Here is an 18728-nt window from a genome sequence, read left to right as displayed (position 1 = left end):
AATGAAGAAAATTTTTATATCTATTGTATTTGGAACTCGTCCTGAATTAATCAAACTTGCCCCTGTTATTTTATTGGCAAAGCAAGATCCTCGTTTTCAAGTTGAGGTGATTTTTACTGGACAACACGATGAATTAGTAAGAGATGCGATAGATTTCTTTGGGGTTGAAATTGACCATCGTCTTAAAATTATGAATGCGGGACAAAGTTTAAATCAGCTACTCATACACGGTTTGAGCCAAATCGAGAATGTATACACTGATGGGCAAAAAAGAGATGCAATTGTTATTCAAGGAGATACAACAACTGTTTTAGCAGCTGGCTTAGTCGCGTTTTCAATGAAAGTTCCTGTGGCACATGTCGAAGCTGGTTTACGTTCTTATGATTTGGATCATCCTTTTCCAGAAGAGGGAAATCGTCAGTTAGTGTCACGTATTACCAAATGGCATTTTGCTCCGACAGAACAATCAAAAAGAAATTTACTCAATGAGCAAATTCCATTAGAACTCATTACAGTTACAGGTAATACAGTTGTTGATGCAGTGTATTTAGGACGTAAATTAATTTCTGAAAAATCTGATTTGAAGAACCAGCTTGAACCTTATGGAATTCAATTAAAGCAAGATGATAAAGTTGTGCTTATTACTGCGCATCGTCGTGAAAACTTTGGCGGGGGAATTCAAAATATTTGTAATGCCGTTGAGCACTTAGCCCATGACCATCCTGATTTACATTTTATTTGGCCAGTCCATTTAAACCCAGCAGTACATGATGTGGTTCATGATAAGTTTAAAGACCATCCGCAAATCCATCTAGTTAAACCATTAGACTATCCTAGTTTATTGGCAGTCATAGACCGATCTACTTTTATTTTGACGGACTCAGGTGGTTTACAAGAAGAGAGTCCATCATTTAATAAGCCAGTTTTAATCTTACGAGATACCACAGAACGACCTGAAGTTGTTGAAGTGGGAGCAGGCGTTTTGGTGGGAACGAATCAACAAAAAATTATTGAAGAAGCTGAAAAGTTACTCACCGACCGACAGCACTATGAAAAAATGGCACATGTAGAAAACCCATTTGGTGACGGGCAAGCAGCTCAACGTATTCTAGATCAAATTGCTAAATCTTATGAATTGGCATAATGATGAGTTAAGAATTTCTTCTCACTTATGGCTTTATTAACACCACCATAAGTGAGGCGATACCACAAGCTCACTATATTGACGCACCAGCGGCTCATGTAATGAGGACCATCAAAAATATAGACAGTTTTTCCTTCATATGCTTTTAGCTGAGAAATAATTTCCCAAGGATATGCGGCTCTAAATTGCCCATTCTTTTTAACTCTAAAGGCTTCGAGTACTATAATTACTTTATCTTTTCCAAGCTTTTGTTCAAGTTGATCTAAAATATGTTTAGCTTGCTGAGGAGAACGTACACCTACGCCAACTCCGTCTTGGAAGAAAACGCCGTTATGTTCTGGTAACCAGCTTTTAACCCATAAATCGTAATGTTCGGGTTCGGTTTCACCACTATAAATACTCACCCAAACTGGTACTGGAAGTTTAGTTAAAACCTGACCTAAAGCACTTACTCTTAACCAAGTCGGATCTGCTTCCACTGGGAAATAATAACCTTTAGGTGCAGTTTTTTGCTCTTTTATAATTTCAGCAGATTTTTCCCCTAACTCAGTGACATTTGCCCGAGCTTTAGGTTCATTATATTCGCCGGCTAAACCCAATATTAGATTTTTAGCCCAAGGCTCTTGTTTAATTTTTTCTAAATTAATTGCTTTTTCCCATTGAGGAAAATTTGATTCTTTCCACCATGATTTAGACTCAACAACAGACCATTGGGGAACAAATGTATCAACACCTAAATAGTGCCAGTTTCCCTCTGGTGGAGTCGTGTTATTGTCGGGCTGCCAGAAAATTCCTTCAATATGTGGGGCTTGTCCTTGATGTTTGAACAACCCCGCATAAGCGATAACACTACAAATAATTAAAATAATAAAAGCAGCTATTTTAATTGGTATCTGTTTTTTCATTATTTCGTCTTAACCAGTACCACAAGAAGATAATTATTATCATGATTGCAGAGATAATCACAACTAATAAGAAGAAAGAAGATTGTTGAACTAAAGGTGCTTTTTGATTTCCGACAATAAGTTTTTGTAAAACATAAATATTTCCATTTTCTGAAACGAGCATTTTTGTCACGTTATTTGGAATTTTATGTTGTATTTTTTCCCAAAGGTGCATGAAAGCTTGTGCACCGCCTTGTGAGTCGGTAATCACATCAAAGCGATTATTGTTATAACTCACAATAAAACCATTAACAGCAGCAGGCGCATAAATAATATCTTGATGCATTAATACCTGTTGTTGATAAATATCTTTATTCACACGAACATTTATTGCTTGTGGAGCACTTGGCGAATAACGGACTAGGTTAAGTGGCATTGGTCCTTGTGTTAAAAGCATTTTTTTCGCAGTTTGGCCTAATACAATCGCGATATTTAAGGCACCAGATTGGTCATCAATTGCAATTGTTGGAGTCGTTGCTAAAGTCATTGAAATTGCGGCTACACCATTTTTGAGTTTATGGGGTAGCTTTAGGGTAGATTTGGCTGTATCAATCCAGAGCGAACCATGTGCAGTGGGTAGACACTGTGAATTAGCAATGACTGAGTTTTCTAGCTTTAAATTAAAATTGGTGGTATTAGAAATAGCTTTTGCAAAAATGTTAAATTGTCGGTTGACGGGATCGGAAGCAAGGTCGGCTGTTTTCATGCTGCCTGCAAGTCCACCATCAATCCAAGCCGTAATATTTGAACCTTGCAATAAACCACTTTGAATACGTAGTGCAATTTGCCCTTGCAAGATATCGGTTGGTTGCCATACTGCTGGGAAATCAAGGAATAAGTTCTTTTCCGCGTGATTTAATCTGAAGTCCTCAATGCCTAAGTCTGCAAGTGTATTGATTTTTTTAAACTGTGCCCAAGTTGGGGTAGAGATCGTTGTAGGGAAAACTGCGCTTCCTGTATCAAGTTGCTCTACATACGAGGGATTGATTAGTCCATTTATGGCAGCAGTAAGTTCTTGTGGTGTGTGATAAGTAATTGAAAGAGTGGCCACTCCATCTGCTGGTTTTGCAATTTGTACTAAAGCACCCCCTTTGAGTGGCGTAGCTGAGCGAATCACTTCAATAATGAAATTTGTTTCATCATTTAAGTTAGTTTGTCCTGAATCAACCCATTCAATTGGTGTGATTGAAGTCCATGAGCTTGCTAATCTAGCGAGCATAGAAGCTTCTATAATCTCTTTACGGTTATATTTTAAAATACCAACAAACGGAGTAGGCCGTCTCGCTTGTGGATTAGCCAAAGCATCTGGCAAGTCTTTTAAACGGTATATATTACGGATAGGCGTAAAGTCGAGTTGGGAATTGCTTAAATAAGTTAAGTGATCAATATCTTCTGTACAGAATGTTTCTTTGGTTTGATTCAACGTAGTCGGCTTAGCATATTGTTGAATAATAAAATCTAAACGATGAAAGCCACTCTGACTTGCTGGGATATCAAATTTGAATTGACCATCACCACTCAGCGTAGTGTTATAAATGAGTTTATCATCATATTTTACGAGTAAAGTTGTATCACTTTCAGTGGAATAATCACTTGAAAATTGAATGTTTTGCCACTGGGCACCTTTTCCAATATAGAAAAAATGAGGCTCGACCGTATATTTAGTTGAAGTACTAATATCGTCGAGTTTCCATATGTACGCATGAGCAGACATGGCGAGCATAAGACTGGTGCTGGCAAGGAGCACTTGAGCTGTTTTGTAGAGATCAAAAGTCTTTTTCATTTATTTTTTCTCCTTGCTACGTTCCGTTTTGTACCATTGAAGGGAGTTGCCCTGTATTTTATTTTTAAGCATGTCATATGCGGCTTTAAAAACAATAAATAGAAATATTTGTGAGTAACTTACATAAGATAAAACAGAGTAAAAATAGAGTTCTGGTTTAACTTTTTCGAGTGAAAGGGTAAACCACATTTGTGCGACATATAGGCAAAACGAGAGGCCCCACAGTAATGTAAAGGGGCCTGGAACTGAAATGCCTGCGATACCTAGTAACCCAAGCGTCAAGGTAATATGACTCCAGAATAAAGCAGGTACGAAAAGTATGTAGCACATAATGTTATTTAGAATTTCAATTCCAATAGGAAATGGGGTTCTTAACGCTACGGGTAAATATTTACGAGTCACATAAAAATTACCCTGAGTCCAACGTGAGCGCTGCTTAACAAACACACTTAATGATGGCGGATCTTGTTGCCAACCAATTGCGTAGGGAACCCATTTAATTCGTTTTTGACCGATAAAAATTCGGAAGCTCATTTCAGTGTCATCGACCAATGACTTCTCATCAAAACCACCTAAGGTTTCTAATGCATCACGCCAAATGACGTAGTTGGTACCCATTAATGTCGATAGCTCAAAACGTTGCCAACGACCGCCTTGGAAAATCCATTGGAAAAAGATGAATTCAATGGCAATAAATCGAGTCAAAATACTATCTTGCCAATTACGGGTTCTTACTTTGCCATTTACAGCTACTAATTTTTTATCTGCAAGTAGTGTTTGAGCTAATAACCTTACGCAGTCAGGTTCAGGTGTACTATCTGCGTCATAAACAACAATGAGTTCACCTTTGGCATGGGGTAGGCCATTATTTAGTGTTCTAGATTTACCTTTGCCTCCCATCCCTTTAGGAACGTTGACAATTTTTATGCAAGGATAAATCTGTGCTAGATTTTCGGCGATTTCTAGGGTGTTATCTTTAGAACCGTCATTAATCAGCAAAACTTCGTATGCTTCGGCTGGATAATCCTGTTGCGCGATTGCATGTAAAGTATCTTCAATGACTACGCCTTCATTATAGGCAGGAATCAAAACACTCAAAACGGGCCATCTATCGGGTACGGGTAAGTTCTGCAATTCTTTTTCTGCTGTTTTTGAGTATTTCCAAGCCTGATAACTTAGCCATGCCCAAAAAGCTTGAGGAATCCAGATGCCTAAAAAACCAAATAGGAAGAGAATATCAATGGGAGCCATTTGATTTAACCCTCCTAATAATAGATGAGATCAGCAATAACAATAAAACCACCCCGACGACCAAGGAGATCCAAGAAATATAGCTGCCGAAAGTACCAAGTAGGTCAGGATAGGTTGTGGTTAAAATAAGATCGAGTGGAACTACGACTGTGCTTAAACCAATAAAAATATACCCAATAAAACTAGTGTTTACATGTTCTGGGGTGCTTATGTATTTAATATTATTAAATTTCCATGAAATGCCGAGTTGAGGATATCGAATATTTGTGGTCGGTAGATCGGCAGGAGGATTAATAATAATTTCATAACCAGAAACATGACCATTAAAATTTTTGGCTGAATAAAATAAGTGCTGCTTTTGTTTAATCTCTCTGGAGGGTAGCGGAAGTTCCTTTGGATTAAACTGAACAATATAGCTGCCAGCCGTCTGGGAAATTAAATTTTCATCCCAACCTGTTGAAACAAAAGCAGCCATAGGCCGTAAACCAATTGCAGTTGAAAATGTAGCTTTGGCGGCAAAATATTGGGGTTGTTCAGATTTAAAAAGTACAATCGGAATAGCACCTTGGCTCACTGCTTCTTTTAATAAGAAGTAGTGAGAAAAGCTAAAAACCTCATCTGGTAATATGATGCCTGGCTTTATTCCTTTATGAATAAGACCTTGAAAGCTATCGGAACTGATTTGGTCAATTGTAAAAATAGGCCACCATGTGTCCTGTGATGGGAAAAACATGGAAAGGTCATTCATGCTCTGAACTTCAGTTTTTGTTTGTTCAGATTTAATCTCACAATGATAATATTGACGATAGAACTGCTGCAAAGTGCCATCTGGATATTGACTAGAGGCGATAATAATTCCACAAATATTAAGAAGATTAGACATTAAGTAATCTCCTCTTCAGGTGGAATCTGAATAACTTTATATTCGACTTCAAGCCGCAAAGTCATAATTTCTCTTAGCTTTTTAATAAATTCAGGTTCTTCTTCTGTTTTTTGTTTACGAATAACAATACTGTATATCGTTTCTAGATCATCATCAGCAAACTGGAAAACAATTTCTTGTGGGTGATGCTGGCTCAAAATTTTAATCATTTCATTTTGAGTTGTTTTCCATACATCATCACCTAACATTTCTTTAATTAAGCTTCGGTTGAGAATCCTGATTTCAAAGACTTCATAATCTTGTATGTGGTGATGATCAAGAAGTTTAAAGAAACTACGTTGAAAATATTTAAGTGCGCTAAGCGGAAAAATATCACGGCGATAATTTCGGTCATAACTTTGTATATCACGGTATTTTTGGACGTTAATTTCAATATTATGGCGTACAGCACTAAGAAAAAGAGGAATGAGAGGGATAATAAAAAGTAAAAGGAGCTGACGTTCAATATGTGTTTGCGCGCCTAGGTCAAGCAGAAAATATACTGCAACACCAATAAAAGCGAGTAAACCAACAATTAGAGATGCGCCGACTTCTAAAAAAGCCCCAGAAATTAAAAGAATAAGAATAAAAATCCAACTTCCTCTAAAACTTACAGGCAGCCACTCATATGCCACCATCCCCATAAATAGATGAGCTGCGATAATCCATAAGACGAGTGTTCTTCCTGGGTTCTTTTGCTGCATGCGACCTCTGGCTACCTTTTTTGTAATGTTAATTTTTATACTTTTATAATGAGCTGTGATGCTTTTTGAATTTATTGTTGTGTTTGTCCTTTTATAAATCCTTTTAGTATTATTTTTAGAGTAAAGTCACAATATAGTCAAATTTCTCGTATTTTTTTAATCAAAAATAAACAGATAAGACGCAAGTCTTATCTAAATACTCTTGAAAGTTTCAATTGCTTTCATACGAGTTTCTTTCAAATCAACAATTGGTTTCGGATAATTCAATTGAAGTGGAGTCTTACTTGAGTAGGGTTCATGAATCACTTTATTGTCTAGATGGGCTAACTCATCCACCCATTGACGAATATAGTCTCCGTTTGGATCAAACTTCTTAGACTGAGCAATAGGGTTAAAAATTCGGAAATAGGGTACTGCATCAGTTCCGGTTGATGCACACCATTGCCAACCACCATTATTCGCTGCTAAATCACCATCAATTAAGTGTTCCATAAACCATTGTTCACCGATTCGCCAATCGATGAGTAGGTTTTTACATAAAAACATAGCGGTAATCATACGGACTCGATTATGCATCCAGCCCGTTTTTAGAAGTTGACGCATGCCCGCATCAATAATTGGTATACCTGTTTGGCCAGTTTGCCATGCGGTTAGGTGCTCTGGATTATGATTCCACTTAATTTTCTGAGTATCTTTTTTAAACGGAATATGTTTAGACACATGTGGAAAATCAAATAAAATATGCTGATAAAACTCTCGCCAAAGCAGTTCATCTAACCAAGTCTGCTGACCTTCATTTGCAATATGGAAGTTGCCATGTTCAGTTCGGAAAAGGGTTTGTAAACATTGACGAATAGACAAAATTCCAAGATTTAAATAGGGGGAAAGTTGGCTAGTTCCTTTTACATTTGGAAAGTCACGTTCTAATTTATAATCAGATAAATGATCTTCAATAAATATGTCGAGCTGCTCCAGAGCAAAATCTTCTCCAGTCGGCCACAAGTTTTGTTGGTCTTTAGAAATAGATGAGTCAAAAAAAGCTTCGATATCTTCTAGACTTAAACTTTTTATATTTGAATCAGACTCTGGGATAGATTTTTGCTTTTCAGGAATTGGATAGCACTGAGGCAAACCACTGATATCTAGTTTCGAATAACATGCTTTTTTAAATGCGCCGAAAACTTGATATGGTTGCTGTGACTGGTTGCGAATAGAACGTAAAGGAAAAATCGTACGGTCATGAAATAAAAAAAGTTCTTTACCTTGTTGATTTAAAGCCTGCTGTACAGTTTTATCTCTTTTTAACTCATTCACACCTACTTCTATATTTGAGTAAACATTTTCGATATGAAGTTGATGTGTGAGTTCGCAAATATAATCTGCAATATCTTTCCAGTAGGGAATGACTTGAATAATCAGTGGGATATTAAGCTTCTCTAATTCTTTTTTAAGTTGTTGAAGCTGACGTAAATAGAAATTAATTTTTATAGGTGCATCGTGATGTATTTTCCATTGTTCAGGCGACAAAATAACTAACCCAATTGAAGGTCCTTGCTGGCAAGCATGCCATAAAGCAGCATGGTCTCGAACTCTCAAATCCTGACGAAACCAAATCAGCTGATTTACGTTTGACATGAAAGATACCCTTATAAAGTTGAGTGAGTTAGAGGTTTATTATCAAGATATTATATAAAAATAAATACATAAAAAAAGCAAAGCCGAAGCTTTGCTTTTATCTTCATCTAAAGATGAATTAGTGGTGGTGACCACCTGCACCGTGTACGTGACCGTGATCTAATTCTTCTTCAGAAGCTTCACGGATTTCTACGATTTCAACTTCAAAAGTTAAATCTTGACCAGCAAGTGGGAAGTTAGCATCTACAACAACGTTGTCGCCTTCAACAGCTTTAACAGTTACGATCTGAACGCCGTCATCTGTTTGTGCTTGGAACTGCATACCAGGTTGAATGTTTTCAACACCTTGGAACATTTGAGCTGGAACTTCTTGTACTAGGTCTGGGTTGTATTCGCCATAACCTTCAGCTGCTGGTACATTAACAGTAAATTTGTCACCAACAGTTTTACCTTCTAATGCATTTTCAAGACCAGGAATGATATTGCCTGCACCGTGCAAATAGGCAAGTGGTTCGCCTTGAGATTGATCAAGTGTTTCACCCTCAGCGTTTGTTAATTTGTAGTGGAATGAAACCACGTGGTTATTTGCAATAGCAGTCATGTTTTTGATCCATTCAATCAATTAAAGCGTACATCATAAAGTGAAAAATAAATTTTGTAGACTACAAAATCTTAATCTTTGGCACTTTTTCTAATGCGTTTTTATATAAATAGGGACGAACTTAAAAAATTCAACTTAATACAGCTTAATTTTTGGACGTACACGTCTTGTAAGTAAATCTTTCATTGTGAGTAGTCCAGCTTGAGTGTATCCATGAATCGTTGCTTGATGTAAACGATACAAAGATACGTACATGGTTTTTGCAATATAACCTTGCACACTTACATCGCCAAGTAATTCTCCAACGGCTTTATTACGACTTAAAGACACAAGTGAACCTTTGTCGTTAAACGTGAACATTGGCTGTGAACGGCCATTAAGTCTGGCAGCCATAGCATCGACTAAAAAGCTTGCTTGCTGGCTGGCAACTTGAGCACGTGGTCCAAGAGGAGGGTTTCGTGCATCAAGTTGGCAATGGGCACAATCACCAAACGCAAATACATTTGGGTCAGAATAGGTTTGCAACGTTGCATAGACCATTAAGCGGTTAATGTTATCGCGTTTAAAGTCTGTAAAACTTTCTAATACCTTAGGTGCTTTTACGCCTGCTGCCCAAACGGTAATATCACTTTTGAGTTGGTTGCCATTACTAAAGTAGATGCAATGCTTATCAATTTTTTCAACGCGGTGTTGAGTTAAAATTTCAACACCCATTTTTCTGAGTTGCTCGGCACTGTGTTCAGCAGTTTTATCCGTCAGAGCAGGTAAAATGCGCTCAGAGGCTTCAATGAGTGTAATTTTGACTTGGTTGGGGTGAATTTTCTTTAAGCCATATCGATAAAAGTTTTTGGTTGTTTCAATTAACTCGGCTGCAAGCTCTACACCTGTTGCCCCCGCACCAACGATTCCGATGTTTAAAGTTCGCTGATTAGGTTGATTTTGAGCTTCAATATAAAGATGTAATAAATCTTGCTGGAAAACATCGGCTTGTTTTCTGCTGTCGAGGAAATGGCAGTTTTCACGTACACCCGTGGTATTAAAGTCATTTGATACTGAGCCAAGCGCTAAAATAAGTGTGTCATAACTGAGCTCTTGCGGATGATTCTGTTGATCCTTAGACATTTGAGGGGGCATTAGTTCAATTAATTTTTTATCTTTATTGACCCCAACTAATGTTCCAAGCACAAATTCATAATGATGTTTTTCTGAGTGTGCGAAATAGTTAGTTTGTTCTTCGTGTGGATTTAAAGAGCCAGCAGCGATTTCGTGAAGCAGGGGTTTCCAAATATGGGTGAGGTTTTGATCAACCAATGTAATCTTTGCTTTACGATTTTTCCCAAAAGTTTCACCGAGTTGTGTTGCCAGTTCTAAGCCACCAGCACCACCACCAACAATTACAATATGATGTAAATTTTGGGCCATTTTTTTCACCTAATTATTTTTCTATAAAAAAAGATGGCTAAATTATGCCATCTTTTATTTATAAAATTTATTGTGCGTCTGTGCACAATTTGATGTTTTTAGTGCGAATCTACAGGGTAGAGTTTTGCAGCACTATGTTCACTTGATGAAAAAATAGAGAAGAGGCTAGAAAACCACATTGCAATTTTTTGGAAAATATTAGCTTCTTCAATATGTACATTATCTTCGATTTGAAGACTACGGATCAGTTGATTATTTTGATAAATCGATACTGTTGCCAAACTCATGACTTTCATTAAAGGCGCAGTTAATTTTTTTTCATTGAGTTCAATGTTTACATGTGTTTGAGTCGTTTCGAGAGGAGCAATAACCTTTGGCTGAAGGTTACTATCAAGTACTTGAACGCGCTGAGTGATATTATCAAAATTATTTAAGTCAATTGGTGCTGGGTCAGCATATAAAGAAGTCGTTACAATCGTAGGTTGCTTTGTCGCTACCTTAAACATTTTTAAAGTCGATTTTACAACAGGTAGCTCTGCGATTAATTTTTGCTCAGGAATAATGACTTCATCACGTGTATACGTATAAGCAAGATTCATTAATTTATCTGCAATCTCAGCACGTTTCACCGCACTCGGTGTACCTAAAACGATGACCAATAAACGTCTTTGAGCTAAGTCTGATGAAAATGAAGGACGTGAAGCTGTTAATGCCAAATTATAACCCGCTGCTTTAGTGTAACCAGTTTTCAGACCATCAACAGATGGGTCATATTTCAAAGCAAGGTTAGTCGCATGATGAAAACGTTGATTGAAGCTAAAGCTTGGCATTTTTGAATAATGCAAATATTCAGGCGTTTCTTTAATTACGGCCTGACCTAATAAGCTTAAATCATGTGCCGTAGTGTAATGATCCGGCATCGTAATTCCAGGAGGGTTGCTGAAATGGGTATCTTTCATACCCAAAGCTTGAGCTTCCTGATTCATACGTTGTACAAAATGGGGAACATCACCAGAAATTTTTTCAGCTAGAGTCACGGCTGCATCATTCGCAGACATAACAATTAAACCTGCCAATAACTGATCAACAGAAATTTGTTCACCAGCTTTAAGATACATTTGTGATTCATCCCACTGCACGACACCAACCACTGGTGTTGCAGTAATGATTTCTTCTTTTTTCAGCTTTCCGGCTTTAATCTCTTTTAAAGCAATATAGGCAACCATCATTTTGGTTAAAGATGCTGGCGCACGTTGCACGTGGCTATTATGCTCGGCAATGATTTGACCCGATTGAGTATCTACAATAGTCCATGCGGCGGCTTCAACACTTTCAGGTGCAATATTGAGTAGCGCAGCATTGGTTAGGGTGGTGCAGAAAAGACTGAATAGGGTAAAAAGAGATAGAAAAAATTTCACGGATGACCTTAACTTTTACTGGCAAATACGGGACACAGATGCACAGCATGCTATGCCTTTTTTTAATGGAAGGCTAGTGGAAATTGTTGCCAAAAAATACATGTACGCAAGACGATACAAAAAAGTGATAATCTAATGCGAAGCCGTTCTTATTTTTAAATTGAAGAATTTATGTTGCATTATCAAATTGAGTTCGATGATTACAAACAACACCTTGTTCACGTGACAATTCGTTTTTTAGCCAATCCGAATCAGGAACTTTGGCTGCCAACGTGGATTCCAGGTAGTTATTTAATTCGAGAGTTCTCAAAACATATTGAAGCCGTTAAAGCTTATGATGAAGCTGGACGTCTGTTGGATATTAAAAAAACGAGCAAGAATCGTTGGCGTTTATTTAATACCGATCATGAGTTAATGACGATTGAATATGATGTTTATGCATATGATTTGTCTGTACGTGGTGCATATGTCGATCAGACACGCTTATATATTAATCCAGCATGCGTATGTTTAGCTTTAGAAGGCCAAGAACAGTCTGCTTGTGAAGTCGAAGTGTTCTTACCCGATGAGTTAAAACATTTTCAGTTAGCAACGGGCTTAGCTTCAAAAAGTCTAGTCAAAGGCCGCTTTACTTTAAAAGCCGATCATTATGATCAATTGATTGATAGCCCGTTTGAATTGGCTGATCAAACACGTTTTAGTTTTGAAACACATGATATTGAACATGAGTTTGTAATTTCTGGCCCACATAATGCCAATGTTGATCGCTTAAAAGCTGACATTGAAAAGATTTGTGCAACTGAAATAAATATGTTCGGTTCAGCGCCATTTAAAAACTATACCTTTATGACGATGGCAACAGGGAATAGTTATGGCGGATTAGAACATTGCAATAGCACAAGTTTGATTACACCGCGTGACGATTTGCCAAAATCAAATGAACCTGCTGAACCTTCTAAAGACTATCAACGCTTTTTAGGCTTATGTAGTCACGAATATTTTCATTCATGGTTAGTAAAGTTCATCCGTCCAGAAAACTTTGCAAATTATAATTTGCACCAAGAAGGCTATACCTCTTTACTTTGGATATTTGAAGGCTTTACTTCATATTACGACGATCTGATTTTACTGCGTAGTGGCGTAATTTCTCAGAAGTCTTATCTTGATTTACTCAAAGCACAAATTGATCGCTATTTACAAAACCCAGGCCGTTTTGTTCAAACAGTGGCCGAATCAAGTTTTGATGCGTGGATTAAATTTTATCGTCAAGATGAAAACTCAAATAACGCGGGTACTAGTTACTACAATAAGGGTGCTTTAGTTGCGTTGTGCCTAGATTTAGGTTTACGTCTACGTGGTTCTAGTCTTGATGCTTTAATGCGTCGATTATATGAAAATACTCAAAATGGTATACAAGTAAACGAAAGAACCATTTTTGATTTATGTAAAGAACTGACGGGTGATAATTGGATTGAACAAATTAATCATCTGATTAACACGACTGATGAATTACCGCTTGATCAATTGTTTCCTGAGTTTGGCTTAAGCTATAGAGTTAAAACCGATAAATCTTTGCCATTAGGCTTAAAACTTGTCGATAAGCCAGAAGGTGTGCTTGTGCAAAGTGCCCGTCGTGATAGTGCAGCAGCGAAAGCAGGTATTTCTGCCAATGATGTGATTATTGCAATTGACGGTTTAAAAGCCTCCACTAAGCTTGTCGAGAAGTATGCAAAGCAGGGTGGTGCTTATAGAGTCTTTGCTTTCCGTCGTGATGAGTTAATATCTTTTGAAGTCGATTGCACTACATCTGAATTAACCGAAGTTGAACTCATCGTTGAAGATCAAGCTAAAGCTGAAAAATGGTTAAAAGCTTAGATTAAAGCTAAATAGTTTATAAAAAACCGATGTTTTGCACATCGGTTTTTACTTTTAAGTACGCCCAAATGGTGAAATCCGTTTTACCTTTGAGTTTATTTTGAATGAAAAGTATAATAATTGTCAGAACACTGAAAGATATCTCATGTAATTTAATGATGTTTAATGCCTGAAAAGTGATCTGAATGTGCGTATTGCAATGACTTAGATATCAGAAAATTATCTATATATTTGAATTATGTATTATTTCGCTGCGAAATGTCGTTATCACTGGATATTTCGTTGACTGGAAGGCAATGAGAGCCGATACTCTCAGGGTTTTATTTAAGCATATCGGTTCGTAGGCACTGGGCCAAAAGCTCGGTCCTCAACACTCAATCAAACGGAAGGGGCTATATATGGCTGGTGAAAAGTCAACTATTATTTACACACTGACTGACGAGGCGCCACTATTGGCGACCTATTCGCTACTGCCGATCATTGAGACCTTTACTAAGCCAGCTGGCATCGAGATTATTAAAAGTGACATCTCTGTAGCTGCACGTGTGCTCGCAGAATTCGCTGATTACCTAAGTGAAGAGCAAAAGGTATCCGACAACCTTGCAGAGCTTGGTCGTCTTACACAAGATCCAGATACTAACATTATCAAACTCCCGAACATTAGTGCGTCTGTTGCGCAATTAACTGCATGTATCAAAGAGCTTCAATCAAAAGGTTATGCAATTCCTGATTATCCGGAAAATCCTGCAACCGAAGAAGAAAAATCAATCAAAGCTCGTTATGGTAAGTGCCTTGGTTCAGCAGTAAACCCTGTCCTTCGTGAAGGTAACTCTGACCGCCGTGCTCCAGCAGCAGTTAAAAACTATGCGAAAAAACACCCTCATTCAATGAGCGAGTGGAAACAGTGGTCACAAACTCACGTTTCACATATGGAAGAAGGTGACTTCTACCATGGTGAAAAATCAATGACACTTGATCGCGCACGTAATGTGAAAATGGAACTTATCACGACCAGTGGTAAGAGCATTGTTCTTAAGCCAAAAGTTGCGCTTCAAGAAGGCGAAATCATTGACTCAATGTTCATGAGCAAGAAAGCACTTTGTGATTTCTATGAAAAAGAACTTGATGATTGTAAAGAAGCGGGAATTTTATTCTCTCTACACGTAAAAGCGACAATGATGAAAGTTTCACACCCGATCGTTTTCGGTCACTGTGTGAAAATTTATTACAAAGAAGCTTTCGAAAAACACGGTAAGTTATTTGACGAATTAGGCATTAACGTTAATAACGGTATGGCTGGGTTATACGAGAAAATCGAAACTCTTCCTACTTCATTACGTGAAGAAATCATTGAAGACTTACATGCTTGTCAAGAACACCGTCCTGCACTTGCAATGGTTGACTCAGCAAAAGGCATCACAAACTTCCATTCACCAAACGACATTATCGTTGATGCTTCTATGCCAGCAATGATCCGTGCCGGTGGTAAAATGTGGGGTGCTGATGGTAAGCAATATGATGCTAAAGCTGTTATGCCAGAATCAACATTTGCCCGTATTTACCAAGAAATGATCAACTTCTGTAAGTGGCATGGTAACTTCGATCCGAAGACTATGGGTACTGTTCCGAACGTTGGCTTGATGGCTCAAAAAGCTGAAGAATACGGTTCTCACGACAAGACTTTTGAAATTTCAGAAGCTGGTATTGCAAACATTACCGATCTTGACACTGGTGAAGTGTTATTGACTCAAAATGTTGAAGAAGGCGATATCTGGCGTATGTGTCAGGTTAAAGACGCTCCGATTCGTGACTGGGTAAAACTTGCAGTAACTCGTGCACGTAACTCAGGCATGCCTGCGATCTTCTGGCTTGACCCGTACCGTCCACACGAAAATGAATTGATCAAGAAAGTACAAACGTATTTAAAAGATCATGACACGACTGGCCTTGATATCCAGATTATGTCTCAAGTTCGTGCAATGCGTTACACACTTGAGCGTGTAGTACGTGGTCTAGATACTATTTCTGTGACTGGTAACATCTTACGTGACTACTTAACTGACTTGTTCCCAATTATGGAACTTGGTACGTCTGCGAAAATGTTATCTATCGTTCCGCTTATGGCGGGTGGTGGTATGTACGAGACTGGTGCGGGTGGTTCAGCGCCAAAACACGTACAACAGCTTGTTGAAGAAAACCACTTACGTTGGGATTCGCTTGGTGAGTTCCTTGCTTTAGCAGCTTCTTTAGAAGAAATGGGCATTAAAGAAAATAATGCTCGTGCTAAGTTACTTGCGAAGACGCTTGATGAAGCGACTGACAAGTTACTTGATAATGGTAAGTCTCCATCACGCCGTACAGGTGAGATTGACAACCGTGGTAGCCATTTCTACTTGTCACTTTACTGGGCAGAAGCACTTGCTGCACAGAACGAAGATGCTGAGTTAAAAGCTAAATTTGCTTCACTTGCAAAAACATTAGCTGAAGAAGAACCGAAGATTGTTGCTGAACTTGCTCAAGTACAAGGTAAGCCAGCTGATATCGGTGGTTACTATGCAATTGATAAAGCAAAAGTAGATGCTGTAATGCGTCCAAGTGCTACATTTAATGCAGCTCTTGCAACTGTTGGTGCTTAATTACTAACTCGTTAGTGAATAGCTCAAAAGCCGGTGATAAACACCGGCTTTTTTATTTTTATAAAAATAAATGGTATTAAAAAAGCCCACCGAAGTGAGCTTTGAAAATTTAGATCTTAACGACTATTACGTCCACGACCACGTGGTGCTTTTGTATTTGGACGAGTTGTACCATTGGTCTTACGACGTGGCTTTTCACTTTCATCCATTTGCCAGATACGTTTTGTACCTGATTTTTTCGCAGAACCATCTTTGTTTTTACGAACCATCGGTTTGCCGCCAGTACCACCTGGTTTTTTCACATATGAACGTGAACGATAAGGCTCTTCCGCAGGAACATCTTTAAAGTCAGGATAAAGCAAAGGTTCGATTTCTTTCACATCCCCAGGTCTTAAACCGAGTTGAACTAAATCAATTGAACCAATTTTAGTACGAATTAAACGTAAAGTTGGAAAACCTACCGCAGAAGTCATACGACGAACTTGACGGTTACGACCTTCACAAATAGAGATTTCAATCCAAGATGTTGGAATATTTGCACGATAGCGTACAGGTGGGTTACGCTCCCATAACCACTCAGGTTCACTTATTTTAATGGCAGTAGCCGGAAGCGTCATACCATCATTAAGTTCTACACCTTTACGAAGCTGCTCAAGCGCTTCTTCAGTTACATCGCCATCAACTTGAACTAAATACGTTTTGTATTTTTTATTTGCAGGATTGGTAATGAACTGGTTAAGACCACCATGATCGGTTAAAAAGACTAAACCCTCAGAGTCCATGTCAAGACGGCCTGCCAAGCGCAAAGTCGGGTCATCAACAAAGTCCGAGACGGTCATATGCGCTTCGTCTTTACGAAACTGGGAGAGAACGTCATAAGGCTTGTTGAGAATGACAATTTTCATAAAAAATGGCTTCTTCTTTCAAATAACTAGAGAAAACATTGAGCTATATTTAAGTGTGAAATTTGCTTATTTCCCACATAAATCTCAAAAAGAATTAAATTCGATTAAGCTATTATGCGTTAATAAAAGTTGAAAGTATTGTTTATCGATAATTATTTTTAGTTAATTAAGTATTATAAAAGGGAGAATTTACACAATGGGTTATCAGAAGATCGTAGTTCCTGCTGACGGCGACAAAATTAAAGTAAATGCAGACCTGTCACTGAACGTACCAAACCATCCAATTATTCCTTTCATTGAAGGTGATGGTATTGGTGTGGATATTACGCCAACCATGAAAACAGTTGTAGATGCTGCTATTTTAAAAGCTTACGGTGGCAAGCGCTCAATCGAATGGATGGAAGTGTATTGCGGTGAAAAAGCCAATAAAATTTATGGCAACTACATGCCAGAAGAAACTTTTGAAGCACTTCGAGAATTCGTTGTATCAATCAAAGGTCCGTTAACGACTCCGGTGGGTGGTGGTATTCGTTCACTCAACGTTGCCTTACGCCAAGAATTGGATTTATATGTTTGCGTACGTCCAGTACGTTGGTTTGAAGGCGTTCCTTCACCTGTTCAGCACCCAGAATTAACAGATATGGTGATTTTCCGTGAGAACTCGGAAGATATTTACGCAGGTATTGAATGGAAAGCTGATTCTGAAGAAGCTAAAAAAGTGATTAGGTTTCTTCAAGAAGAAATGGGTGTCACAAAAATCCGTTTCCCTGAAGGATGTGGGATTGGAATTAAACCTGTATCGAAAGAAGGTTCACAGCGTTTAGTCCGTAAAGCCATTCAGTTTGCAATTGAAAATGACAAGCCTTCTGTGACCCTTGTTCACAAGGGTAATATTATGAAATACACCGAAGGGGCATTTAAAGAGTGGGGCTATGAATTGGCTCTAGATCGTTTCGGTGGAGAACTAATTGATGGCGGTCCATGGGTTAAAATTAAAAATCCTAGAACTGGTAAAGACATCATTATTAAAGATGTCATTGCAGATGCATTTTTACAACAGATCCTCATGCGTCCAGCAGATTACTCTGTTATTGCTACTTTAAATTTAAATGGTGATTATATTTCTGATGCTTTGGCAGCAGAAGTAGGCGGTATTGGTATTGCACCTGGTGCGAATATTGGTGGTGCAATTGCAGTTTATGAAGCAACTCATGGTACTGCACCTAAATATGCAGGTCAGGATAAAGTAAACCCTGGTTCTATTATTCTTTCCGCGGAAATGATGCTACGTGATATGGGCTGGACAGAAGCAGCTGACCTGATCATTAAAGGAATTGCTGGAGCGATTGCTGCTAAAACCGTAACTTACGATTTTGAACGCCTAATGCCGGGTGCAACCTTATTACGTTGTTCTGAATTTGGTGATGCGATTATCAAACACATGGAAGATTAAATAAGTTTTGCATAAGAAAGCCCTCGATTGAGGGC

General features: G+C 38.2%; 14 protein-coding genes. 4 read left to right on the top strand and 10 right to left on the bottom strand.

What is annotated here, in order from left to right; translation table 11 throughout:
• Window position 1: 1 nt before the first annotated feature.
• Window positions 2-1144: a non-hydrolyzing UDP-N-acetylglucosamine 2-epimerase gene (wecB, locus tag F886_RS16010; RefSeq protein WP_005307411.1), complete on the top strand. Its 1143-nt coding sequence runs from the start codon at window positions 2-4 to the stop codon at window positions 1142-1144.
• Here wecB and F886_RS16005 read toward each other — a convergent pair.
• From F886_RS16005 to F886_RS15965, 9 genes are all read right to left on the bottom strand, one after another.
• Window positions 1129-2049, bottom strand: coding sequence for an alpha-amylase family protein (locus F886_RS16005; protein WP_005307408.1), 921 nt, complete (start codon window positions 2047-2049; stop codon window positions 1129-1131). The genes wecB and F886_RS16005 overlap by 16 nt on opposite strands.
• Window positions 2027-3871: a hypothetical protein gene (locus F886_RS16000; protein WP_005307406.1), complete on the bottom strand. Its 1845-nt coding sequence runs from the start codon at window positions 3869-3871 to the stop codon at window positions 2027-2029. The genes F886_RS16005 and F886_RS16000 overlap by 23 nt, the downstream gene beginning before the upstream one ends.
• Window positions 3872-5122, bottom strand: coding sequence for a glycosyltransferase family 2 protein (locus F886_RS15995; RefSeq protein ID WP_005307402.1), 1251 nt, complete (start codon window positions 5120-5122; stop codon window positions 3872-3874).
• A complete protein-coding gene (locus F886_RS15990) occupies window positions 5109-6005 on the bottom strand; it encodes a hypothetical protein (RefSeq protein WP_005307399.1) in 897 nt (298 codons plus the stop codon). Before F886_RS15990 ends, F886_RS15995 begins: the two co-directional genes overlap by 14 nt.
• Window positions 6005-6748, bottom strand: a complete 744-nt coding sequence (locus tag F886_RS15985) for a hypothetical protein (RefSeq protein WP_005307396.1) — start codon at window positions 6746-6748, stop codon at window positions 6005-6007. The genes F886_RS15990 and F886_RS15985 overlap by 1 nt, the downstream gene beginning before the upstream one ends.
• Window positions 6749-6940: 192 nt before the next feature.
• Window positions 6941-8383, bottom strand: coding sequence for a cryptochrome/photolyase family protein (locus F886_RS15980; RefSeq protein ID WP_005307393.1), 1443 nt, complete (start codon window positions 8381-8383; stop codon window positions 6941-6943).
• 118 nt (window positions 8384-8501) lie between these two features.
• The gene (gene slyD / locus F886_RS15975) at window positions 8502-8984 is read right to left on the bottom strand and encodes a peptidylprolyl isomerase (RefSeq protein ID WP_005307390.1); all 483 of its coding nucleotides are present in this window, start codon (window positions 8982-8984) and stop codon (window positions 8502-8504) included.
• 135 nt (window positions 8985-9119) lie between these two features.
• Window positions 9120-10406, bottom strand: coding sequence for an NAD(P)/FAD-dependent oxidoreductase (locus tag F886_RS15970; RefSeq protein WP_005307388.1), 1287 nt, complete (start codon window positions 10404-10406; stop codon window positions 9120-9122).
• A 98-nt stretch (window positions 10407-10504) separates the two neighbouring features.
• Window positions 10505-11824, bottom strand: a complete 1320-nt coding sequence (locus F886_RS15965) for a D-alanyl-D-alanine carboxypeptidase PBP6B (RefSeq protein ID WP_005307384.1) — start codon at window positions 11822-11824, stop codon at window positions 10505-10507.
• Window positions 11825-11995: 171 nt separating this feature from the next.
• On the opposite strand from F886_RS15965, the gene F886_RS15960 reads away from it, so the two are divergent.
• Together F886_RS15960 and F886_RS15955 are read left to right on the top strand one after the other, a co-directional pair.
• Window positions 11996-13699, top strand: a complete 1704-nt coding sequence (locus F886_RS15960) for a M61 family metallopeptidase (RefSeq protein ID WP_005307382.1) — start codon at window positions 11996-11998, stop codon at window positions 13697-13699.
• A gap of 398 nt (window positions 13700-14097) precedes the next feature.
• Window positions 14098-16335, top strand: a complete 2238-nt coding sequence (locus F886_RS15955; protein ID WP_005307379.1) for an NADP-dependent isocitrate dehydrogenase — start codon at window positions 14098-14100, stop codon at window positions 16333-16335.
• A gap of 116 nt (window positions 16336-16451) precedes the next feature.
• Here F886_RS15955 and F886_RS15950 read toward each other — a convergent pair whose 3' ends face one another.
• Entirely contained in the window at window positions 16452-17240 is a 789-nt protein-coding gene (locus F886_RS15950) for an rRNA large subunit pseudouridine synthase E (RefSeq protein WP_005307377.1), read from the bottom strand.
• A gap of 196 nt (window positions 17241-17436) precedes the next feature.
• Between F886_RS15950 and icd the strand changes: the two genes are divergently transcribed.
• Complete coding sequence (icd, locus tag F886_RS15945) at window positions 17437-18693, top strand: NADP-dependent isocitrate dehydrogenase (protein WP_005307374.1); 1257 nt, start codon at window positions 17437-17439, stop codon at window positions 18691-18693.
• The last annotated feature ends 35 nt before the right edge of the window (window positions 18694-18728 follow it).

The sequence above is a fragment of the Acinetobacter sp. NIPH 542 genome (assembly GCF_000369825.1).
GTDB lineage: Bacteria > Pseudomonadota > Gammaproteobacteria > Pseudomonadales > Moraxellaceae > Acinetobacter > Acinetobacter oleivorans.
This window is presented reverse-complemented; position numbering and strand designations above follow the sequence as displayed.